This is a genomic window from Herbaspirillum sp. alder98 (assembly GCF_020179755.1).
Classification (GTDB): domain Bacteria; phylum Pseudomonadota; class Gammaproteobacteria; order Burkholderiales; family Burkholderiaceae_D; genus Herbaspirillum.
This window is the reverse complement of the sequence record NZ_JAIUCY010000005.1, coordinates 373,111-394,546: the sequence shown is the minus strand read 5'-3', so window position 1 is coordinate 394,546 and position 21,436 is coordinate 373,111. Positions and strand designations below refer to the sequence as shown.

The window sequence follows — 21,436 nt, the reverse complement described above, 5'->3', positions numbered from 1 at the left end:
TGGCGGCCAATCCCCCTTTGCTCAGAGATAGACCATTTCGATGGTGGCCGACCCGTCCAGGTTGATGATTTCGTTGGCCGGAAGCAAGCTGGCCCTGTTCAGCACCGGTGTGACCCCCAACGTCGCCGTAATGCGCTGGTAGCTGCCCACCGCGACGGTGTTGGCGTCGCCCCACGACAGGGTCTGGTCGGTCCGCACCGTGCCAGTGCTGCTTTTGGTCCAGATCGCGCCGGCCTGGGGGCCCCGAACCAGCAAGTCCAGCGGTACGCTGCCGGCCTGCAGTTTTGTGATGGCAACACGAAACGCACCGATATTGGTCTTGCCCACGGTGCCCAGGCCGTACATGGCGGCCTGGTCGATGATGCTGGGAAAAGCCACCTTGCTGGCGCTGCGGTTGTCGACGGTGCGGATACCTACCCGGGCCGGTGCGGTGCAGGTGATGCTGAGTTCGATTTCGCGGGTGGGCAAGCGGTTGATCTCGGTCTGGCTGAGGCTGCGGTAGCCGACATCGAGATAGTCGATGGTGCCGTCGCCCTGCAGGGCCGGCGTGCAGGCGGCAGGCCGGACGACCCCGTGGACCTGCAGGTGCGTGGAAGCGCCGAGGGCGTCGCCGGGGACAGTGATGGTAGCGGCGGCAGCGGCGAGCACCAGGGCGGTATGGATGAGGCTGGCTTGTTTCATGGGGACTCCTTGGGTTTGGTGGTGGACGGCAGGTATTCTTTTCATCTTTTTTCATCACCCGTCGATCCGGGCGAGCGGCATTCGCATCTTGTCGAGTTGATAATGCCGTTGCCATGTTAAAACTCTCAAAAAGTCACTTGCGCTTTTCATGTGATTTTTCGATGATTTTTTGTTATTTTTCGAGGGAATCGGGACGCAGGAATCCAGGCAGCACGGGTGTTGCAGGGCGAACACGATTCCGGCTGCATCGACGGCGAGCGTCATCAAGGCGTCATATTGGCTCTGCATCATGAAATCGTTTTCATGACGTGGAAATCCAATGCGCCCCTCCATCAAGCAGGTAGCCACACTGGCAGGCGTCTCGATCGCGACGGTATCGCGGCTGCTCAATAATCCCGGCGCCGTGAGCGCCGAGACGGCCGAGAAGGTCCAGCGCAGCATCGCCCAACTGGGCTTTCGTCCCAATTTCACCGGACGCAACCTGCGCGCCGGCAGTTCGCGCACCATCGGCGTGGTCTTGCCGACGCTGGCCAACACGGTATTTGCCCAGTGTCTGCAAGGCATCGAGCTGGCCGCGCGGGCGCTCGACTATTCGGTCATGTTCACCACCACCGAATACCAGCCGGCCGAGGAATCCGACGCCGTCGAACTGCTGTTGGCGCATCGGGTGGACGGCATCATCCTGACGGTGGCCGACGCCAGCGCCAACGCCACCCTGGACTTGCTCGAGCGCGAAGATATTCCCTTCGTACTGACCTATAACCAGTTGCCGGACCAGCCGGCAGGCGCCAGCGGACGGTTTTCGGTCTCGGTCGACAACCGTGCCGCCGCCTGCGATGCCGTGAACCACCTGCTGGCCAGCGGGCATCGCCGTATCCGCATGTTGTCCGGTCGCTTCGATGCCTCTGACCGCGCCATGCAGCGCTATCTCGGCTATCTCGATGCAATGGGCGCGGCCCGGCTGGAGCCGATGCCGCCGATCGAACTCGAATTGCACACCCTGACGGCGGCCGCCGACTACCAGCAGATGTTGTCGGATCCGCTGTTACGGCCGACGGCCTTGTTCTGCTCCAACGACATGCTGGCCATGAGCGCCATGCGCGACCTGCGCGCGCTGGGCCTGCAGCTGCCGCGCGATATGTCGGTGATGGGCTTCGACGGCATTCCCATCGGTGCCCTGGTCGAGCCGGTGCTGGCCAGCGTGGTGCAGCCCTCCGAGCAGATCGGCGATGTCGCGGTGCGCACTTTGCTCGGGCTGCTGGAGCAGCGCGGCGGCAGCGTCGCGCCGGCCACCGGGGCGGGGCGGCAGGTGCTGGCCCACAGTCTGCGCAGCGGCGGCTCGGTGAGCCCGCTGGCAGGCGTCTGATTTTTTTGCAGTCACTTTTCTTCAACCACCTCCAATTCATTTACAGGGGAACCGAAATGTTCGGCAAACGTGTTATTCAAACCTTGGTCGGCGGCGTGATGCTGTCGGCCTGCCTGGCCGCTTCGGCGCAGACCGCGATCTGCTACAACTGTCCGCCGGAATGGGCTGACTGGGCCGCACAGATCAAGGCGATCAAGGACAAGACCGGCATCACCGTGCCGCCCGACAACAAGAACAGCGGCCAGGCGCTGGCCCAGATGCTGGCCGAGAAGGCCAGCCCGGTGGCCGATTTCACCTACCTCGGCGTGAGCTTCGGCATCGAAGCCCGCAACAAGGACCTGGTCAGCCCCTACAAGCCGGCCCACTGGAATGACGTGCCGGCTGGCCTGAAGGACGCCGACGGTTACTGGACCACCATCCATTCCGGCACCATGGGCCTGATGGTCAATGTCGATGCGCTCAAGGGCAAGCCGGTGCCCAAGTCGTGGCAAGACCTGCAAAAGCCGGAGTACAAGGGATTGGTCGGCTACCTCGACCCGGCCAGCGCCTTTGTCGGCTATGTGGGCGCGGTGGCGATCAACCAGGCCCTGGGTGGCACGCTGGACGATTTCTCACCCGCCATCGGCTTTTTCAAGAACCTGCAGAAGAACCAGCCTATCGTTCCCAAGCAGACTTCGTATGCGCGCCTGATCTCGGGTGAGATCCCGATCCTGCTGGGCTATGACTTCGACGCCTATCGCGCCAAGTACAAGGACCATGCCAACGTGGCATTCGTGATCCCCACCGAAGGCACCGTGACGGTTCCGTACGTGGTGGCGCTGGCCAAGAACGGCCCGCATCCGGAGCAGGCCAAGAAGGTGCTGGACTTCCTGCTGTCCGACCAGGGCCAGGCGATCTGGGCCAATGCCTATCTGCGCCCGGTGCGGGCATCGGCCATGTCCAAGGAAGCGGAAGCACGTTTCCTGCCGGCGGTCGACTATGCACGTGCCAAGTCGGTGGACTACGGCAAGATGGCTGAAGCGCAGCGCAAGTTCGGCGAGCGTTACCTGGCGGAAGTACGCTGATGCAAGGGGCAGGACAGACCATGAAGGCAAGCATCATTTCACCGGCACCGTCGCGCTCTGACCCCAGGCGGGGCGAGGGCGTCTGGCTGTGGTTCGCGGCCCCCGGCGTGGCGCTGTTCTGCGCCTTCTGGCTGCTGCCGATGGTGCGGCTGGTGGGCGTGGGCGCCAGCGGGCCGAGCGGGGCGATGGCCTATCTGGCGATACTGACCAATCGCCATTATTTCGCCAGCCTGGTGTCGACGCTGAGCCTGTCGGCGGCGGTCACCGTGGTGACGCTGGCGATCTCGGTAGCCGTGGGTCTGTTCCTGCAGCGCAACCGCTTTTTCGGGCATTCGATGTTGTTGGCCATGTTGACCTTCCCGCTGGCTTTTCCCGGCGTGGTGGTGGGCTTCATGGTGATCATGCTGGCCGGCCGGCAAGGGCTGATCGGCCGTTTCACCGATTGGCTGGTGGGCGAACCGCTGGTGTTCGCCTATGCCTTGCCGGGGCTGTTTCTGGGTTACCTGTATTTTTCGATCCCGCGCGTGATCCTGACCGTGACCGCCGCTGCCGGCAAGCTGGACGGTTCGCTGGAAGAGGCTGCGCGCTCGCTGGGCGCGCGTCCATGGCAGGTGCTGCTGCATGTGATCCTGCCGGCGCTGACGCCGGCGTTGATCTCGTCGGGCGCGATCTGTTTCGCCACCAGTGTGGGCGCATTCGGCACGGCCTTTACGCTGGGCGCCAATATCGACGTGCTGCCGATGACCATCTATAACGAATTCACCGGTTACGCCAACTTCGCCACCGCCGCCTCGCTGTCACTGGTGCTGGGCGCGATCACCTGGGTGGTGCTGGCGCTGGCGCGTTCGCTGGCCGGCAATAGCGTAGCTGCGGCGGCGTGAGGAGCGATGCATGAAACGTGATATTCGATTCTGGCTGCAACTGGCGTTTACCTTGCTGGTGTGCGCCTTCATGATCGTGCCGGTGCTGCTGTCGATGGCCGCGGGCGTGACCGAGAATTTCTTTGTCGGGATCTCCAGCGGATTTACCTTGCGCTGGGTGGCGCAAGTGTGGGAAATGTATCAGCCGACCATCTGGCGCTCGATCTTCATCGCCCTCTCGTGCCTGGTGGTGACGCTGGTCGCCGGGGTGCCGCTGGCCTACATGCTGGCGCGCTATCGCGGCGGCAACAGTCGCCTGGCGCGTGTCATCGAAGAGTTGCTGATGATGCCGGTGGCGGTGCCGGGCCTGGCCACCGCGCTGGCCTTGATCATGGCCTACGGGCAGTACCGGGCATTTCGCGGCAGCCTGCTGTTCATCCTGGTGGGACACGTACTGTTCGTGCTGCCGTTCATGGTGCGACCGGTGCTGGCGGTGATGCAGTCGTCGCAACTGGCGCAGCTCGAAGAAGCAGCGGCCAGTCTGGGCGCGGGCATGATGCGGCGGTTCTTCGGGGTGGTCATTCCCAATGTCAGCGGCGGCATCCTGGCCGGCTCGCTGATGGTGGTGACGCTGTCGATCGGTGAATTCAACATCACCTGGATGTTGCATACTCCATTGACCATGACGCTGCCGGTGGGCCTGGCCGACGCCTATGCGTCGATGCGGCTGGAGATCGGTTCGGCCTATACCCTGATTTTCTTTTTCATGATCATTCCGCTGCTGGTGGGCATGCAGTGGGTGACGCAGTTTGCAGACAAGAGAGCAAGTCTATGAAGCAACCAGTATCGATACGCCTGGCCGCCTGCGCCAAATCGTTCGCGGGTGGCAACCGCGCGCTGCAACCGCTGGACCTGGAGATCCAGGCCGGCGAGACGCTGGTGCTGCTGGGGCCGTCCGGCTGCGGCAAGACCACCACGCTGCGCATGATTGCGGGGCTGGAGTTTCCCGATGCGGGTGGTCAGGTGTGGTTCGGTGACGAAGACGTGACCGCCCTGCCGATCGAGCGGCGTGGCGTGGGCATGGTGTTCCAGAGCTACGCGCTGTTTCCCAACATGACTGTGGGCGAGAACATCGCCTACGGCATGAAGCTGCGCAAGATCGCCGCGCCCGAGCGTGCCGCGCGGGTCGAGAAACTGCTGGAGATGGTGCATCTGCAGGGCCTGTCGCAGCGCCGGGTGGACCAGTTGTCGGGTGGGCAGAAACAGCGCGTGGCGCTGGCGCGCGCGGTGGCGGTGGAGCCGCGGGTGCTGCTGCTGGACGAGCCCCTGACCGCGCTCGATGCCAAGCTGCGCGAGACCGTGCGCAGCGACCTGAACCAGCTGCTGCGCAGCCTTGGCATCACCGCCGTCTACGTCACGCACGACCAGGGCGAGGCGATGGCGCTGGGTGACCGCATCGTGGTGATGGAGCGTGGCCGCATCGCCCAGATCGGCACCCCGCAAGACATCTACTATCATCCCGCCAATGCCTTCGTGGCCGACTTCATCGGCGCCATGAACCGGGTCCAGGGCGTGGTGTCGCAGGGTCGGCTGCAAACGCCGGCAGGCAGCCTGGCGCTGTTCGACCAGGTCACCGAAGGGCAGATGGCCACTGCCATGTTCCGGCCAGAGGATGTGCGCGTCATCGATGCCGGCGCCGAGCATCAGCCGGCCGAGGCGCGCGCGGGTATGGCAGGCATGTTGAATGGTCGGGTGGTGTCCAGCTTCTTCATGGGCGACCGTACGCGGCTTGAAATCGATATCGGCGCCACGCACCCGCTGATCGCAGAGACTGCGCGACGCGGCAGCTGGCATGGCGGGCAGGGGGTGGCGCTGGAGGTGCCCTTGTCGGCATTGGTACGTTTGCCAACCGAGCAGGAGGCAGCATGATCCTGGCGCAAATTTCTGACCTGCACATCAAGACCGATGGCAAGAAATCCTATCGCGTGGTGGATACCGCCGAGAGCCTGCGGCGGTGCGTGGTACAACTCAATGCCTTGCGCCAGCGGCCGGATGCAGTGGTGATCACGGGCGACCTGGTGGATTTCGGCCAGCCGGGCGAGTACGTTTTCCTGCGGCAGCTGCTGGCGTCGCTGGAGATTCCCTATTACCTCTTGCCGGGCAATCACGACGAACGTGGCGCCTTGCGTGCGGCGTTTCCGGATCATGCGTATCTGCAGCAGGGCGGCGAGCGTATCGAGTATGTGGTCGAGGTCGGCCCGCTGCGGGTAGTGGCGCTGGACACGGTGATTCCGCGTGCCAGCGGCGGCGAGCTGGCGCCGCGCAGCCTGCAGTGGCTGGACGATACGCTGGCCCAGCAACCGTCGCAACCGACCGTGATCGTGATGCATCACCCGCCGTTTACCACCGGCATCGGTCACATGGACGACATGGGCCTGGCCAATCCCGAGGCGCTGGCGGCGGTGGTGCGCAAGCATCCTCAGGTCGAGCGGGTGTTGTGCGGGCATTTGCACCGCGCCATCCAGAGTCGCTTTGCCGGGACCCTGGCGTCAACCTGCCCGGGCGTGTCGCATCAGGTGGATCTTGATCTCGACCGCCAGGCGCCGTCGGCGTTCGTGATGGAACCACCCGGTTTTCAATTGCATTGGTGGGATGACGCGGCGCGCTCGTTGATCAGCCACACCGCGTTCATCGGCCAGTTCGAGGGACCTTATCCGTTCTACGACGGCGACGAACTCATCGATTGACGCCACGCGCTGCGTTGGCGCTTACTTCCAGACCAGCTCCAGCACCGGCGGCTCGTCGTAGTCTTCGCAGCGGTCATTGATCGCCGTGCAGCAGAACTCGACTTCTTCGACCAGGTCCGGCAGGCGGCGATGCAGCTCGGCGCTGCCGGTGATCTCGATCTGCAGCAGCTCTTTCGGCTTGAGCCTGAATTTGCACATGCCGTCGTCCTCGCGCAGGTAGGACAGGCAATCGACCCAGGCATTCATGTTGCGGCCGTAGAAGTCGGGGAAGCCGAACGCCTGCGCGCTCAGGTCGTGAAAGCTGTCCCAGTCGGTGATGCGGTCACCCGCCAGTTGTACGCTTGCCATCGTTGCCTTACTTTTTCTTGGGTTCTGTGACGAAGCCGAGTTTGGAGAGGCCGGCGCTCTGCGCGGCCGACATCACCTCGGCGATGATTTCGTAGCGGGTCGACTTGTCGGCCCGCAGTTGCAGCTCGGGTTGCGGCTGCTGCGTGGCGGCCGTGGCCAATCGCGCCTCGAGCGCGGCGCTATCGACGGCCTGGTCGTTCCAGTACAGCTTGCCGGCGGCGTCGATGGCGACCGTGACGGTCTCGGGCTTTTCAGGCGCCGGCGCCGAACTGGCCGTAGGCAGGTCGAGCTTGACCGCGTGGGTAAACAGCGGCGCCGAGATGATGAAGATCACCAGCAGCACCAGCATCACGTCGACCATCGGGGTGACGTTGATGTCGGCCATCGGCCCGGGGTTCTGGTTGTCGTTGAAGCCGCCGAAGCTCATGATGCGGCCCTCCGCTCGCCATTGCCCACTCGTTCGCCGGTGGTCAGGTAGGCATGCAGGTCGTGGGCGAAGCCGTCCAGCTCGGCCAGCCGCACGCGGTTGATGCGGGTGAAGGCGTTATAGGCCAATACCGCAGGAATCGCCACCACCAGCCCCAGCGCGGTCATGATCAAGGCTTCGCCGACGGGGCCGGCGACCTTGTCGATCTGCACCGTGCCACTGGCGGAAACGGCCGCCAGCGCATGATAGATCCCCCAGACGGTCCCGAACAGGCCCACGAAGGGCGCGGTCGATCCGACCGAGGCCAGCAGCGTCAGCCCGCGTTCCAGGCGCGCCGAGACGCGGTTGATCTCGCGCCGCAAGGTGCGGGTGATCAGTTCGCCGGGATCGGTGGCGGCATTGAGCGAGACGCCGGGCTGCGGGCGATTGGACAGGTCGGCGGCGGCCGCCGCCCGCTCGGCCATGGGCGTGTAGATCGCTTCGCTGTCGAGCCCTTGCATGGCGCCGATGGCGTCGGCCAGGGTGGGCGCCTGCCAGAAGTCTTCCAGCGCATTGCTGCCGGCCCGGATGCGCCAGGACGACCAGGCTTTCGACAGGATGTAGTACCAGCTGGCCACCGACATCAGCAGCAGCACGTAGGCCACCGTGTGCGAGACCGCATCGCCTTGCGCCCAGTAATGGGCAAAACCGGTTGTGGATTCCATGGGTTGACCTCTTTCGACGAATAACAGCAGATGGCCGCAAAAAAAATCGCTGCCGGACCAACCCTGGTGCGGCAGCGACTGGCATGGTCGGCGGGCGGTTTAACGCAGGCCCAGCACGTCCTGCATGTCGTACAGCCCGGTCGACTTGTCGGCCAGGAAGCGCGCTGCGCGCAGGCTGCCCATCGCATAGGCAACGCGGCTGGACGATTTGTGCGAAATCTCGACCCGCTCACCGATACCGGCAAACAGCACCGTATGGTCGCCGATGATGTCGCCGCCACGCACCGTGGCAAATCCGATCGAAGAGGGATCGCGCTCGCCGGTGACGCCTTCGCGGGCATACACGGCGACGTCGTCGAGCTTCTTGCCGAGCGAGTCGGCAATCACTTCGCCCATCTTCAGCGCGGTGCCCGAAGGCGCGTCGACCTTGAAGCGATGGTGCGCCTCGATGATCTCGATGTCATAGCCGTGGGCGAAGTTCTTGGCCGCCATTTCGAGCAGCTTCAAGGTCACGTTCACGCCGACGCTCATGTTGGGGGCGGCCATGATGGCGACCTTTTGCGCAGCGCCGGCAATCAGGTCGCGTCCGGCCGGTTCGAAACCGGTCGTGCCGATCACTACCTTGACGCCATGCGCGGCACAGTATTGGACATGCTTCAAGGTGCCTTCGGGGCGGGTGAAGTCGATCAGCACGTCGGCGCCGGTCAGGCCGGTGGCCAGGTCGGCGGTGATCGCAACGCCCGTGGCGCGGCCCAGGAACAGTCCGGCATCGGTGCCCAGTGCCGGCGACTGTGGTACGTCCAGCGCGCCGGACAGGGTCAGGTCGTCGGCATTGACGATGGCTTCGATCAGCATGCGGCCCATGCGCCCGGAGGCGCCGGCTACCGCGATTTTCAGTTCTGCCATGAGATTCTGGTCAGTAAAGTGGTCACTAAGGTTGCTGGAGGATTACGGCTTGGCGGAAGTAGGCGCCTGAGGCGATGCCGGTTTGGTATCGGTATCGATCAGGCGGGCCTTGGAGCCGGTCTTGGCGTTGGTGATCAGGGTCAGGTATTCGCTTTCGGTAGGCAGGTTGTCGCCGCCCTCGATATGCTCGACCAGGTCATCCTTGAAGAAGACCGAGACGCGGCTTGCCATGACTTCGCCATTGCCTTTGGCCAGGCGGAAATCGTAGTCCCAGCGATTGGCGTGGAACATGTCGTTGAGCAGGGGCGTACCCAGCACGAAGCGCACCTGGTCGCGTGTCAGGCCAGGGCGCAGTTGCGCGACCATTTCCTTGGAGACGAAGTTGCCTTGCTGGATGTCGATGCGATACGGCCGCAGGAAGCCGAACAGGCTGCTGCTCTTGCCGGATACCTTCACGCCGGAAGCGTCGGCGTCGGTGGCCGCGGCGGTGTCAGGGGTCTTGGTCGAGGAACAGCCGGACAGTGCCAGCGTCAGCGCCGCCGCCAGGATGGCAAGGCGGCCGGTCGCCACGGAGTGGCTTCGGGACTTCATTCGGGGCAGCATACGCATAAAGAAAGATATCAACCGGGTTGAACCATGGACCTAAAGCGCTATATGATAAGCCAGATAATCCCCAATTTACTCAACCATGCCCAATAATCCCTCAGAACTCAAGGCGAGCGGCCTCAAGGCCACCCTGCCGCGCCTGAAGATCCTCGAGATCTTCCAGAACACCAGCGTGCGTCACCTGAGCGCCGAAGACGTCTACAAGCAGTTGTTGTCGGACAACCTCGACGTCGGCCTGGCGACCGTGTATCGCGTGCTGACCCAGTTCGAGCAGGCAGGCCTGCTGCAGCGCAATCACTTCGAGACCGGCAAGGCCGTGTTCGAGCTCAACGAAGGCTCGCACCATGACCACCTGGTGTGCCTGGATTGCGGCAAGGTCGAAGAATTCTTCGATGCCGAAATCGAAAAGCGTCAGTTGAAGATTGCCCAGGAGCACGGTTTCGAGATCGCCGACCACGCCCTGGCGCTGTACGGCCATTGCAAGAATTGCCGTCGCACGAAGAAGTAAAAAGCGATCAAGAGCCGGTCATCAGGGCCGGAAAACTGAAAAGCCACGTGGTTTTCACGTGGCTTTTGGTTTTTCAGGACTGGAAAAGCCGATGCCCTAGTGCTGGCTCAATGCGCTCGACAGCAGCTTGGCGGTGATGTCGACGATCGGGATGACGCGTTCGTAGGCCATGCGGGTCGGGCCGATCACGCCCAGCGTGCCGACGATGCGCCCATTCACCTCGTACGGGGCGGTGACGATGCTCATGTCGTCCATCGGCACCAGTTGCGACTCGCCGCCGATGAAGATCTGGACCCCGGTGGCCTTGCTGGAGACATCCAGCAACTGTAGCAGCCCGGTTTTTTTCTCGAACATGTCGAACAGCTGGCGCAGTGAATTCATGTTGGACGACAGGTCGGTGACCGAGAGCAGGTTGCGTTCGCCGGAAATCACCACGTTGTTGTCGGCGTCTTCGCTCATGGCGTCGCTGCCGGCCTCGACGGCGGCCTGCATCAGCGTTGTCATGTCGTCACGCAACTGGCGCAGTTCGCCCTGCACGCGCAGGCGCACCTGTTCGAACGACTGGCCGGCGTAATGCTGGTTGATGTAGTTGGCGGCCTGGGTCAACTGGCTGGGGGTGTAGTCGACTTCGGTCAGCAGCATGCGGTTCTGCACGTCGCCCCCCTGGTCGACGATCACCAGCAGGATGCGTTTCTCGGACAGCCGCAAGAACTCGATCTGCTGGAACACCGCTTCGCGCCTGGGCGTCATGACGACCCCGGCAAACTGCGACAGCGACGACAGTACCTGGGCAGCGTTGGTGATGATCTTTTGCGGCGAGGTATTCTGCAGCCGGCTCTGCATGCGGCCTTCGAGGGCGCTTTCGTCGATGGCCTCGACCGTCAGCAGGGTATCGACGAACATGCGGTAGCCGCGCGGTGTCGGCACCCGGCCTGCGGAAGTATGCGGGCTGGCGACAAAACCCATCTCTTCGAGATCGGCCATGATGTTGCGGATGGTCGCCGGCGACAGCTCCAGGCCGGACAGCTTGGACAGCGCGCGCGAACCCACCGGCTGGCCGTCGGCGATATACCGTTCGACCAGGGCCTTCAAGAGTGTACGTGCGCGGTTGTCGAGTTGCATGCTTGCTATTCTAACGACTAATCGGCGCAAAAGCGGTGCTTGGCTTGACGCCGTCGTAAATAAGCCCGATCGCTCAGTTCACCTGTTGCAGCCAGTCGTGCAATTCATGCAGGTCGCGGCAGATGGCGTCGGGCGCAAAGCCGGGTTCCAGTGCGCGTTCGAAACGATTCATCCACACTGCGCGCAATCCGGCCTGCTGAGCGCCGCGCACGTCCAGCGTCAGGTCGTCGCCGACGTAGACGGTGTTGGCCGGGGCGATGCCCAGCGCATCGCAGGCGGCATGGAAGATGGCGGGATCGGGCTTGGCCCGGCCGAAGCGGTGCGCCGCGATCGAAACCTTGAAGTGGCCTGCCAGGCCGATGCGGCCGAGGTCGGCGAAGCCGTTCGACACCGAACCCAGGGTCAGCGACTGGCCCAGCCGCTGCAAGCCCGGCTCGACATCATCGAACAGGTCGACCGTGCTGCGGGCCTCGGAGAACAGCGCCATGGCATGCTCGACCAGTTCCAGGTCTTCACCATGTTCGATAAACATCTCGGTCAGCGCGGCGTGACGCAGTTTCCACAGGTCGATGCGGTATACCGGGTCGCTTTCGAGCAGCGCCATGCGGCGTTCGCGCAGGGATGCGATGGTGTGGCGCTCGGTGATGCGCGGGGCGTTCTGGCGCAGCCAGTCGAATAACAGGGTCTCGGCCCGCGCCAGCACCGGCTGGATCGCCCACAGGGTATCGTCGAGATCGAACAGTACCGCCTTGACGGGCGGCGGTGCGGCGGGGGTTGCAGTTTGATTCATGAAATGAGTTCTAGTAGGTTCTGAGTCGCATCAAATTATGTTCTAATCCGCAGCATGTGGCCCATCAAATTACCCATCCAGGCAGCTGTACCCAAGACGATCGCCATCGTCGGCAAGTTCCAGGCGGTCGGCATTGCGCAACTGCTTTCCGAGATTGCAGTCTTCGTCGAGTCCCACGGGCATACCGTGGTGTTCGAGGCCGAGACCGCCCAGAACGTCTCGCTGGAAGGGTACGACGCCATGACGCCGGAACAGATCGGGCAGCATGCCGACCTGGCCATCGTGGTCGGCGGTGACGGCACCATGCTGGGCATTGCGCGCCAACTGGCGCCTTACAATGTGCCGCTGATCGGGATCAACCAGGGGCGGCTGGGGTTTATCACCGATATTTCCCAGGACCGGATGATACCTTCCCTGGGCGACATGCTGGAGGGCAAGGTCGAGGCCGAGTCCCGTTCGCTGCTGGAGGCGCGGGTGTTTCGCGAGGGCGCCGAGATCTTCCATGCGCTGGCGCTTAACGATGTGGTGGTGGCGCGTGGCGCGACCTCGGGCATGGTCGAGTTGCTGGTCGAGGTCGATGGCCGCTTCATGTACAACCAGCGTTCGGACGGCCTGATCGTGGCCACGCCCACCGGGTCGACCGCGTATGCGCTGTCGGCCGGCGGCCCGATCCTGCATCCCAGCCTGCACGGCATCGTGCTGGTGCCGATTTCGCCGCATGCCCTGTCGAACCGGCCGATTACCATTTCGGACTCTTGTGAAATCGTCATCCAGGTGGTGGCGGGGCGCGAGGTCAGCGCCAACTTCGACATGCAGTCGCTGACCAGCGTGTTGCACGGCGACCGAATCGTGATTCGCCGCTCGGCCCACAAGATCACCTTTCTGCACCCGCAGGGCTGGAGCTATTTCGATACGCTGCGCCAGAAGTTGCACTGGAACGAATATCCGTCGCTGGAAGGGCGGCTACAATAAGCGTCAACTCATGCGGCAGCCCGCTGCCCGCCCATCGCGCCATCCACCTGTCCAGAACATCATGCTGCGTACCCTCACGATTCGCGACTTTGTGATTGTCGACGCCATCGAGCTCGAATTCGCGCGCGGGTTTTCCGTCTTCACCGGCGAGACCGGCGCCGGCAAATCCATCCTGATCGATGCCCTGGCGCTGGCGCTGGGAGGGCGCGGCGACGCCAGCGTGGTGCGCGAGGGCGCCGCGCGTGCCGACATCAGCGCCGATTTCACCCCGACCCCCGAAGTGCAGGCCTGGCTGGAAGCCAACCAGTACACCGACGAAGACGGCGGCGTGCTGCTGCGGCGCGTAATCGACAACGCCGGACGTTCCAAAGCCTATGTCAACGGCAGCGCGGCCACGGCCACCCAACTGCGCGAGCTGGGCGAGATGCTGGTCGACATCCACGGCCAGCATGCGCATCAGTCACTGATGAAGCCGGATGCCCAACGCCACCTGCTCGATAGCCAGGCCGGGCTGCTGGAGCTGGCGCGCGAAGTCGCCAGCGGTCATCGCAGCTGGCGCGCCCTGGCCCGCCAGCGCGAAGAGTTCGAACAGAACCAGCGCAATGTATTGCTGGAGCGCGAGCGGCTGCAATGGCAGGTGAGCGAGCTCGGCAAGCTGGCCGTGAAGCCCGGCGAGTGGGACGAGATCAGCGCCGAGCACAGCCGGCTGTCGCACGCGGCGGCGCTTATCGGCGGCGCCCAGGAAGCCTTGCTGGCGATTTCGGAGTCGGACTCGCCGATGCTCTCGCAGCTGTCGTCGATCACGCAGAAGTTGGGCCGCCTGGCCGATGTCGACGTCGCCTTGAAGCCGGTGCTCGATGTGCTGGAACCGGCCCGCATCCAGATGCAGGAGGCGGTCTATGCGCTCAATGATTATCTGGGGCGGGTCGAACTTGATCCGGCCCGGTTGCAAGAGGTCGAGTCGCGCCTGGAAGCGATCCATTCCACCGCCCGCAAGTTCCATGTGCAGCCGGACGACTTGCCGCAGGAACACCTCACCCTGTCGGAGCAGCTCAGGCAGTTGGCCGACGCCAGCGACCTCGATGCGCTGCGCGCCCAGGAAGACAAACTGAAGTCCGCTTACCTGGCGTTGGCGGGGAAATTGTCCAAGGCACGGGCGGCCGCTGCCGCCGCATTGGGTGCCGCCGTGACGGCCGCCATGCAGGACCTGTCGATGTCGGGCGGGCGATTTGCCATTGCGCTGAACCCCGCCGAGCCTGCCGCCCACGGCCTGGAGCAGGTCGAGTTCCAGGTCGCCGGGCATGCCGGCGTGGCCTTGCGCCCGTTGGCCAAGGTCGCCTCGGGCGGCGAGCTGGCGCGCATTTCGCTGGCCATCTCGGTGATCGCCTCACATGCCACCGGCACCCCGACCCTGATCTTCGATGAAGTCGACAGCGGCATCGGTGGCGGCGTGGCCGAAGTGGTCGGACGCCTGTTGCGCCGGCTGGGGCAAGAGCACCAGGTGCTGTGCGTGACGCACTTGCCGCAAGTGGCCAGCCAGGCCAACCAGCATTTCCAGGTCAGCAAGCGCAGTGAAGATGAGCGCACCGTATCGACCATCGACGGCCTCGACGCCAAGTCGCGGGTCGAAGAAATTGCCCGCATGCTGGGCGGACTCGAGATCACGGCCACCACGCGCAAGCATGCGCGCGAGCTGCTGGCGTCCTGAGCGCTTTCCCTTAAATTTTCAATTCCGATGGCATTCAGACAAGAACCCCCTCGCAACACCAATGAAGCCACGGCTGTCGTGCTGGTCAATCTGGGTACGCCCGACGCGGCCGAGACCGGCGCCGTGCGGCGCTACCTGAAGCAATTCCTGTCCGACCCGCGGGTGGTCGAGATTCCGCGTGCAGTGTGGTGGTTCATCCTCAATGGCATCATCCTGCCGTTCCGTTCGTCGCGCTCGGCCGCCAAGTACCGTTCGATCTGGAGCGAGCAGGGTTCGCCGCTGATGGTGCATACCCGGCAACAGGCCGCAGGATTGGGGCAACTGCTGGCCCAGCGCGGCCATCAGGTGCGGGTCGAGCACGCCATGCGCTATGGCAATCCCGGCTTGCCGGAAGTGCTGGATCGCCTCAAGGTCCAGGGTTGCCAGCGCATCCTGGTGATCCCGGCTTATCCGCAATATTCGGGCACCACCACCGCCTCGATCTTCGATGCCGTGTTCGCGCACTATCGGCAAGTGCGCAATATCCCTGCGTTGCGGCTGGTGCGCGACTATCGCCTGCACCCGGGCTATATCCAGGCCCTGCAACAGTCGGTGCAAGCGTATTGGGCCGAGCACGGGCGCGGCGAGCGGCTGGTGATGAGCTTTCATGGCGTGCCCAGGCGCACCTATGAACTGGGCGATCCGTATTACGACGAATGCCTGCAAACCGCGGAGTTGCTGGCGCAGGCGCTGGGGCTGGAAGCAGATCGCTATCTGGTGACGTTCCAGTCGCGCTTCGGGCGGGCCGAATGGTTGCAGCCTTATACCGCGCCCACGGTGCAGCAACTGGGGCGTGATGGCGTGCAGCGCATCGACGTGATCTGCCCCGGCTTTACCAGCGATTGCCTGGAAACGCTGGAAGAGATCGCCATGGAGGTCAAGGACGAATTCCTGCACGCCGGCGGCGCGCAATTCCACTACATCGCTTGCCTCAACGAATCGACGCCATGGCTGGCGGCGCTGGCCGATATTGCCGAGCAGGAACTGGCCGGATGGCCGACGCGGTAGGCGGGGCTGCTAGAATAACGGGTTCGAGCGGGGGAGCAGGGTCGTGCGGGGAGGCTGGCGGATGGCTGGCCGTGTTGCTAGAGCGTAAATTCCCCGACCAGGTGGGAGTAGCTGATCCAGGCCGTGGCCAGCAGGCTGTAGGCCGCAATCAGGATGGTCACTGCAATCAGAGGCAATTTCATGGTGTCCCCCATTTGAATGTCGACGCCTTCGGGCGGCGCACAATCATCTTAGGTCACGGTCGGTTCAACTTGAAGATGCGTCTCGACATTCTTGTAACCCCTCGTAACAATTCTCTTGTTGAAATGACAGGAAAAGGCAAAAAGGCCTTGAAATGCGGGCAGCCTGCCTTATCTAGGGCGGCATCCGGGTTCGGTCCGGCTGGCTCTGCCGCGCTTCCGGCTGCGGGCAGCCTTGCAGGACTTCACGTAACGCTTTGATTTGTTGGAGGTAATTCAGGAATGCAAGACAACGATAAACAGCAAGCCCAGAACGAGCAGGCGCAGGTCCAGGCCGAACAGGTGGTGGCGCCCGAAGGCGAGGCTCAGGTCGAGGCAGTGGCTGCCGAACCTACGCTGGAAGACAAGCTGGCTGCGGCCGAAGCGCGTATCGCAGAAATGCAGGACGCTTTCCTGCGGGCACGTGCCGAAGGCGAGAACATCCGCCGCCGCGCCCAGGACGATATTGCCAAGGCGCATAAATTCGCCATCGAAGGGTTTGCCGAGTCGCTGTTGCCGGTCAAGGACAGTCTCGAAATGGCCCTGAAGCTGGACAACCCCAGCCTTGAATCGCTCAAGGAAGGTGTCGAGATGACATTGAAGCAACTGTCTTCGGCGTTCGAGAAGAACAAGCTGCAAGAGGTCAATCCGCAAACCGGCGAAAAGCTCGACCCGATGAAGCATCAGGCCATCTCGGCCGTGCCGGCCGAGCAGGAAGCCAACACTGTGGTGCTGGTGTTGCAGAAGGGTTATGTGATTTCCGAGCGTTTGCTGCGCCCGGCACTGGTGACGGTGGCGCAGGGAAAGTAATTCAGGCGGCGGACGCCAAGAGGCATAAAAATTGCTTTTTGGGCTGGCTCCGGCGCTTGAAACTCTGACTGTCCTCCACATATTAAAAACATCTAAAACTACTATGGCCCGGCATCCAGGGCCGATCGAGGAAAAATCATGGGAAAAATCATTGGCATTGACTTGGGTACGACCAACTCTTGCGTTTCCGTCATGGAAGGCAATACCCCCAAGGTAATCGAGAACTCCGAAGGCGCGCGCACCACGCCATCGATCATTGCTTATCAGGAAGACGGTGAAGTCCTGGTTGGCGCTCCCGCCAAGCGTCAGGCCGTCACCAACCCCAAGAACACGATCTACGCCGCCAAGCGCCTGATCGGCCGCAAGTTCGATGAAAAGAACGTGCAGAAGGACATCAACCTGATGCCCTACCAGATCGTCAAGGCCGACAACGGTGACGCCTGGATCGGCGTGCGCGACAAGAAGCTGGCGCCGCCGCAGATCTCGGCCGAAGTGCTGCGCAAGATGAAGAAGACCGCAGAAGACTACCTGGGCGAAGAAGTGACCGAGGCCGTCATCACCGTGCCGGCCTACTTCAACGACGCCCAGCGTCAGGCCACCAAGGACGCCGGCCGCATTGCCGGTCTCGACGTCAAGCGCATCATCAACGAACCGACCGCAGCGGCATTGGCTTTCGGCCTGGACAAGGCTGAAAAGGGCGACCGCAAGATCGCCGTGTATGACCTCGGCGGCGGCACCTTCGACGTGTCGATCATCGAGATCGCCGATGTCGACGGCGAAAAGCAGTTCGAAGTGCTGTCGACCAACGGCGACACCTTCCTGGGTGGCGAAGACTTCGACCAGCGCATGATCGATTACATCATCGAAGAGTTCAAGAAGATCAACGGCCTGGACCTGTCCAAGGACGCCATCGCTCTGCAACGCATCAAGGCATCGGCCGAACGCGCCAAGATCGAACTGTCGTCGTCGCAGCAGACCGAGATCAACGAGCCGTACATCGCCATGGCCAATGGCGCGCCGGTCCACCTGAACCTGAAGATCACCCGCGCCAAGCTCGAATCGCTGGTCGAGGAACTGATCAACCAGACCATCGAGCCATGCCGCACCGCCATCAAGGATGCCGGCGTGAAAGTGTCCGATATCGATGACGTGATCCTGGTCGGCGGCATGACCCGCATGCCCAAGGTGCTGGAGAAGGTCAAGGAGTTCTTCGGCAAGGAACCGCGCCGTGACGTCAACCCCGATGAAGCCGTCGCCGTGGGCGCTGCGATCCAGGGTTCGGTGTTGTCGGGCGACCGCAAGGACGTGCTGCTGCTGGACGTGACACCGCTGTCGCTGGGTATCGAGACCATGGGCGGCGTCATGACCAAGATGATCAAGAAGAACACCACCATCCCGACCAAGTTCAGCCAGGTGTTCTCCACTGCCGACGACAACCAGCCGGCCGTGACCATCAAGGTGTACCAGGGCGAGCGCGAGATGGCTGCCGGCAACAAGGGCCTGGGTGAATTCAACCTGGAAGGCATCCCGCCATCGCCACGCGGCACGCCCCAGATCGAAGTGACCTTCGACATCGACGCCAACGGCATCCTGCACGTGGGCGCCAAGGACAAGGCCACCGGCAAGGAAAACAAGATCACCATCAAGGCGAACTCGGGCCTGAACGAGGACGAGATCGAGAAGATGGTGCGTGACGCCGAAGTCAACGCCGAAGAAGACAAGCGTCTGCGCGAAATGGCCGAAAGCCGCAACCAGGGCGATGCGCTGGTGCACTCCACCCGCAAGGCGCTGACCGAATACGGCGACAAGCTGGAAGGCGGCGAGAAGGAAGTCATCGAAGCGGCCATCAAGGAACTCGAAGATGTCCTGAAGGGCGACGACAAGGCCGCCATCGACGCCAAGACTGCAGCACTGTCGACAGCGGCGCAGAAGCTGGGCGAGAAGATGTATGCCGACCAGCAGGCGCAGGCAGCTGCAGCCGGCGGCGCCGCCGGTGGCGCAGGTGCTGCCGAAGGCGCCAGCGCCGGTGCTGGCCGTGCCAAGGACGACAACGTGGTCGACGCCGACTTCAAGGAAGTCAAGTAATCCCAGCCTGACGCCAACAACGGACGGCATGTGCCCGGGTGTGAAACCAGCTGTGACAAGCGGCTGGTTTTGCAACCCGGGCCGATTTTTGAAGTGCGTATTACCCAGTGCACGCAAAAGCACTGGCGGCCACGCCAGGTTCAGCGACCCACGCTGCACTTGGCTTTTTCCGTATGTTGGTTTCGGCCTTTAGAGACGAGTTGCAAATATGGCAAAACGCGATTTTTACGAGATTCTCGGACTGGCCAAGAACGCCACCGATGAAGAAATCAAGAAGACTTATCGCAAGCTTGCGATGAAGTATCACCCTGACCGCAACCCCGACAGCAAGGGCGCCGAAGAGAAGTTCAAGGAGGTCAAGGAAGCCTACGAGATGCTGTCCGATCCGCAGAAGCGCGAAGCCTATGACCGCTACGGCCATGCGGGCGTCGATCCCAATATGGGTGGCGGTGCGGGCGCGGGCGCCGGCGGCTTTGCCGATGCCTTTGGCGACATCTTCGGCGATATCTTCGGTGGCGGCGGCGGCGGTCGCGGCCGTAGCGCGGGACCGCAGGTGTATCGCGGCGCCGATCTGCGCTACAACCTCGAGATCACGCTGGAGCAGGCGGCGCACGGTTTTGATACCACCATCCGGGTACCGTCCTGGGATGAGTGCGGCACCTGCCACGGCAATGGCGCCAAGCCAGGCACCACGCCTACCACGTGCGGCACCTGCGGCGGTCACGGCCAGGTGCGCATGCAGCAGGGTTTCTTCAGCATCCAGCAGACCTGCCCCAAGTGCCACGGCAGCGGCAAGGTGATTCCCGAGCCATGCCCGACGTGCGCCGGCGCCGGTCGCATCAAGCGCAACAAGACCCTGGAAGTGAATATCCCGGCCGGTATCGATGACGGCATGCGCATTCGCTCGGGCGGCAACGGCGAGCCGGGCGTCAACGGCGGACCGTCTGGCGACCTGTATGTCGAGATTCACATCAAGCAGCACGACGTGTTCCATCGCGAAGGCGACGACCTGAGCTGCGAAATGCCGATTTCGTTCGCCAAGGCCGCGCTCGGCGGCGAGATCGAAGCGCCGACGCTGAACGGCAAGGCGGCATTCGCCATCCCTGAAGGCACCCAGTCGGGCAAGACCTTCCGCCTGCGCGGCAAGGGCGTCAAGAACGTGCACTCCAAGGTGCCTGGCGACCTGTTCTGCCGCGTCGTGGTCGAGACCCCGGTCAAGCTCACCGAGCGCCAGAAGGACCTGATGCGCGAGTTCGAGCAACTGACTACCGAAGGCGGCGCCAAGCACAGCCCGCAGACCAAGACCTGGAAGGACAAGGTCAAGGAATTCTTCGAGTAACGCCTGTCGTGACCGAACCGGTCGGCCCTGTGGCCGGCCGGTTTTTGCATCGTATTTTCTATACAATGCAGTCGCGGTGACGCCGCCATCCAGGATGGCGATGATGCACCGTGGCAACCGGAAGACCTGGAGAACTTCTCCTGATAGCAGCGTCGCGCAGGGGCCGCCACAGAGCGCGCGCGACACCGGCAACATGTGCATCGCAACGATGCATGGCCGCAAGCAGCTCGTCTTTCGCTCATCCAACCAGCGCGCCTGAGCGCCGCCTGCCTGAGCATGCGGCGTATCGATGCGCGCGACCAACCAGATCTTGCCGACCATGACAACACCAAGCCCACAAGACATGATCCAGGAACAGCTGCTCAAGGGAAACCGCCGCTGGGCCTCCGAAATCACCGCACGCGACCCGGATTTCTTCAAGAAACTGGGCGCCCAGCGCTCGCCCGAATACATGTGGATCGGTTGCTCCGACAACCGCGTACCGGCCAATGACCTGCTGGGTTTGTTGCCGGGCGAATTGTTCGTCCACCGCAACATCGCCAACGTGGTGGTGCATACCGACCTGAACTGCCTGTCGGTATTGCAGTTCGCCGTGGACGTGCTGAAGGTCAAGCACGTGATCATCTGCGGCCATTACGGCTGCGCCGGCGTCTCGGCCGCGCTCACCAAGCGCCGTGTCGGCCTGGCCGACAACTGGTTGCAGCACGTGCAGGATGTGCACGAAAAGCACGTGCACTGCTTCCACGACGGCATGAGCCACAGCGAACAGCATGATCGCCTGTGCGAACTCAACGTGCTGGAACAGATGGCCAATATCTGCCGCACCACCATCGTCACTGACGCCTGGGAACGCGGCCAGGAGCTGAGCATCTACGGCCTGGTCTATGGCGTGCATGACGGCCTGCTGCGCAACCTGACCGAAGCCATCGGCAGCGCCGACGATTGCCAGCGCCATCTCACGCAAAGCCTGGCGCGCTACGCCGACGCGGCACCTTGACGGGATGACGTTGCGCCTGAGCGCAACGAGCAGTGCGAACGGCCCGGTCGATCTTTCGACCGGGCCGTTTTCGTTGCGCATGTGACTGGTTGCCGATGGAACCGGGGATGAAGGATTCGTCACTTATTTTC

Annotated in this window: 23 protein-coding genes; 14 read left to right on the top strand and 9 right to left on the bottom strand. The window is 63.1% G+C overall.

Features of this window, described 5'->3' with window-relative positions:
* Window positions 1-21 precede the first annotated feature (21 nt).
* Both LBW87_RS14530 and LBW87_RS14525 read right to left on the bottom strand, forming a co-directional pair.
* Window positions 22-681, bottom strand: coding sequence for a DUF1120 domain-containing protein (locus tag LBW87_RS14530; RefSeq protein WP_225202199.1), 660 nt, complete (start codon window positions 679-681; stop codon window positions 22-24).
* A gap of 54 nt (window positions 682-735) precedes the next feature.
* Window positions 736-972, bottom strand: coding sequence for a hypothetical protein (locus LBW87_RS14525; protein ID WP_225202198.1), 237 nt, complete (start codon window positions 970-972; stop codon window positions 736-738).
* A gap of 28 nt (window positions 973-1,000) precedes the next feature.
* Between LBW87_RS14525 and LBW87_RS14520 the strand changes: the two genes are divergently transcribed.
* From LBW87_RS14520 to LBW87_RS14495, 6 genes are read left to right on the top strand one after another with little or no spacing between them, the layout of a single operon-like run.
* Window positions 1,001-2,047, top strand: coding sequence for a LacI family DNA-binding transcriptional regulator (locus tag LBW87_RS14520; protein ID WP_225202197.1), 1,047 nt, complete (start codon window positions 1,001-1,003; stop codon window positions 2,045-2,047).
* Between the two features lie 56 nt (window positions 2,048-2,103).
* A complete protein-coding gene (locus tag LBW87_RS14515) occupies window positions 2,104-3,111 on the top strand; it encodes an ABC transporter substrate-binding protein (protein ID WP_225202196.1) in 1,008 nt (335 codons plus the stop codon).
* A gap of 20 nt (window positions 3,112-3,131) precedes the next feature.
* Complete coding sequence (locus LBW87_RS14510; RefSeq protein ID WP_225202195.1) at window positions 3,132-3,992, top strand: ABC transporter permease; 861 nt, start codon at window positions 3,132-3,134, stop codon at window positions 3,990-3,992.
* 10 nt (window positions 3,993-4,002) lie between these two features.
* A complete protein-coding gene (locus LBW87_RS14505; protein ID WP_225202194.1) occupies window positions 4,003-4,806 on the top strand; it encodes an ABC transporter permease in 804 nt (267 codons plus the stop codon).
* Complete coding sequence (locus LBW87_RS14500) at window positions 4,803-5,900, top strand: ABC transporter ATP-binding protein (RefSeq protein WP_225202193.1); 1,098 nt, start codon at window positions 4,803-4,805, stop codon at window positions 5,898-5,900. The genes LBW87_RS14505 and LBW87_RS14500 overlap by 4 nt, the downstream gene beginning before the upstream one ends.
* Window positions 5,897-6,718 carry a phosphodiesterase gene (locus LBW87_RS14495; protein ID WP_225202192.1) on the top strand — a complete coding sequence of 274 codons (822 nt, stop codon included), beginning with the start codon at window positions 5,897-5,899 and terminating at the stop codon, window positions 6,716-6,718. The genes LBW87_RS14500 and LBW87_RS14495 overlap by 4 nt, the downstream gene beginning before the upstream one ends.
* A gap of 21 nt (window positions 6,719-6,739) precedes the next feature.
* On the opposite strand, the gene LBW87_RS14490 is transcribed toward LBW87_RS14495, so the two are convergent.
* The 5 genes from LBW87_RS14490 to LBW87_RS14470 all read right to left on the bottom strand — a co-directional run bounded on the left by LBW87_RS14490 (window position 6,740) and on the right by LBW87_RS14470 (window position 9,694).
* Window positions 6,740-7,066, bottom strand: coding sequence for a barstar family protein (locus LBW87_RS14490; RefSeq protein WP_225202191.1), 327 nt, complete (start codon window positions 7,064-7,066; stop codon window positions 6,740-6,742).
* A 7-nt stretch (window positions 7,067-7,073) separates the two neighbouring features.
* Window positions 7,074-7,493: an ExbD/TolR family protein gene (locus tag LBW87_RS14485; RefSeq protein ID WP_225202190.1), complete on the bottom strand. Its 420-nt coding sequence runs from the start codon at window positions 7,491-7,493 to the stop codon at window positions 7,074-7,076.
* Entirely contained in the window at window positions 7,490-8,197 is a 708-nt protein-coding gene (locus LBW87_RS14480) for a MotA/TolQ/ExbB proton channel family protein (RefSeq protein ID WP_225202189.1), read from the bottom strand. Before LBW87_RS14480 ends, LBW87_RS14485 begins: the two co-directional genes overlap by 4 nt.
* Window positions 8,198-8,296: 99 nt before the next feature.
* On the bottom strand, window positions 8,297-9,103 hold the full coding sequence (gene dapB, locus LBW87_RS14475) for a 4-hydroxy-tetrahydrodipicolinate reductase (protein ID WP_225202188.1): 807 nt from the start codon (window positions 9,101-9,103) through the stop codon (window positions 8,297-8,299).
* A gap of 42 nt (window positions 9,104-9,145) precedes the next feature.
* Window positions 9,146-9,694, bottom strand: a complete 549-nt coding sequence (locus LBW87_RS14470; protein WP_225202187.1) for an outer membrane protein assembly factor BamE — start codon at window positions 9,692-9,694, stop codon at window positions 9,146-9,148.
* A 97-nt stretch (window positions 9,695-9,791) separates the two neighbouring features.
* Between LBW87_RS14470 and fur the strand changes: the two genes are divergently transcribed.
* Window positions 9,792-10,217 (top strand): ferric iron uptake transcriptional regulator, encoded by a 426-nt coding sequence (fur, locus tag LBW87_RS14465; RefSeq protein WP_225202186.1) that lies wholly within the window; start codon window positions 9,792-9,794, stop codon window positions 10,215-10,217.
* Between the two features lie 96 nt (window positions 10,218-10,313).
* Here the strand turns inward: fur and hrcA are convergent, their stop codons facing one another.
* The gene (gene hrcA / locus LBW87_RS14460) at window positions 10,314-11,339 is read right to left on the bottom strand and encodes a heat-inducible transcriptional repressor HrcA (RefSeq protein WP_225202185.1); all 1,026 of its coding nucleotides are present in this window, start codon (window positions 11,337-11,339) and stop codon (window positions 10,314-10,316) included.
* A gap of 73 nt (window positions 11,340-11,412) precedes the next feature.
* Window positions 11,413-12,129 (bottom strand): HAD family hydrolase, encoded by a 717-nt coding sequence (locus tag LBW87_RS14455; RefSeq protein WP_225202184.1) that lies wholly within the window; start codon window positions 12,127-12,129, stop codon window positions 11,413-11,415.
* A 54-nt stretch (window positions 12,130-12,183) separates the two neighbouring features.
* Here LBW87_RS14455 and LBW87_RS14450 point away from each other — a divergent pair, with 54 nt between their 5' ends.
* From LBW87_RS14450 to can, 7 genes are all read left to right on the top strand, one after another.
* On the top strand, window positions 12,184-13,101 hold the full coding sequence (locus tag LBW87_RS14450; RefSeq protein ID WP_225202183.1) for an NAD kinase: 918 nt from the start codon (window positions 12,184-12,186) through the stop codon (window positions 13,099-13,101).
* Window positions 13,102-13,162: 61 nt separating this feature from the next.
* Complete coding sequence (gene recN / locus LBW87_RS14445; protein ID WP_225202182.1) at window positions 13,163-14,809, top strand: DNA repair protein RecN; 1,647 nt, start codon at window positions 13,163-13,165, stop codon at window positions 14,807-14,809.
* Between the two features lie 27 nt (window positions 14,810-14,836).
* On the top strand, window positions 14,837-15,856 hold the full coding sequence (gene hemH / locus LBW87_RS14440) for a ferrochelatase (protein WP_225202181.1): 1,020 nt from the start codon (window positions 14,837-14,839) through the stop codon (window positions 15,854-15,856).
* Between the two features lie 461 nt (window positions 15,857-16,317).
* Window positions 16,318-16,884 carry a nucleotide exchange factor GrpE gene (grpE, locus tag LBW87_RS14435; RefSeq protein WP_225202180.1) on the top strand — a complete coding sequence of 189 codons (567 nt, stop codon included), beginning with the start codon at window positions 16,318-16,320 and terminating at the stop codon, window positions 16,882-16,884.
* A 138-nt stretch (window positions 16,885-17,022) separates the two neighbouring features.
* Window positions 17,023-18,969 (top strand): molecular chaperone DnaK, encoded by a 1,947-nt coding sequence (gene dnaK, locus LBW87_RS14430; RefSeq protein WP_225202179.1) that lies wholly within the window; start codon window positions 17,023-17,025, stop codon window positions 18,967-18,969.
* Between the two features lie 208 nt (window positions 18,970-19,177).
* The gene (dnaJ, locus tag LBW87_RS14425) at window positions 19,178-20,308 is read left to right on the top strand and encodes a molecular chaperone DnaJ (protein ID WP_225202178.1); all 1,131 of its coding nucleotides are present in this window, start codon (window positions 19,178-19,180) and stop codon (window positions 20,306-20,308) included.
* Between the two features lie 319 nt (window positions 20,309-20,627).
* The gene (gene can / locus LBW87_RS14420) at window positions 20,628-21,305 is read left to right on the top strand and encodes a carbonate dehydratase (RefSeq protein ID WP_225202177.1); all 678 of its coding nucleotides are present in this window, start codon (window positions 20,628-20,630) and stop codon (window positions 21,303-21,305) included.
* Window positions 21,306-21,436 lie beyond the last annotated feature (131 nt).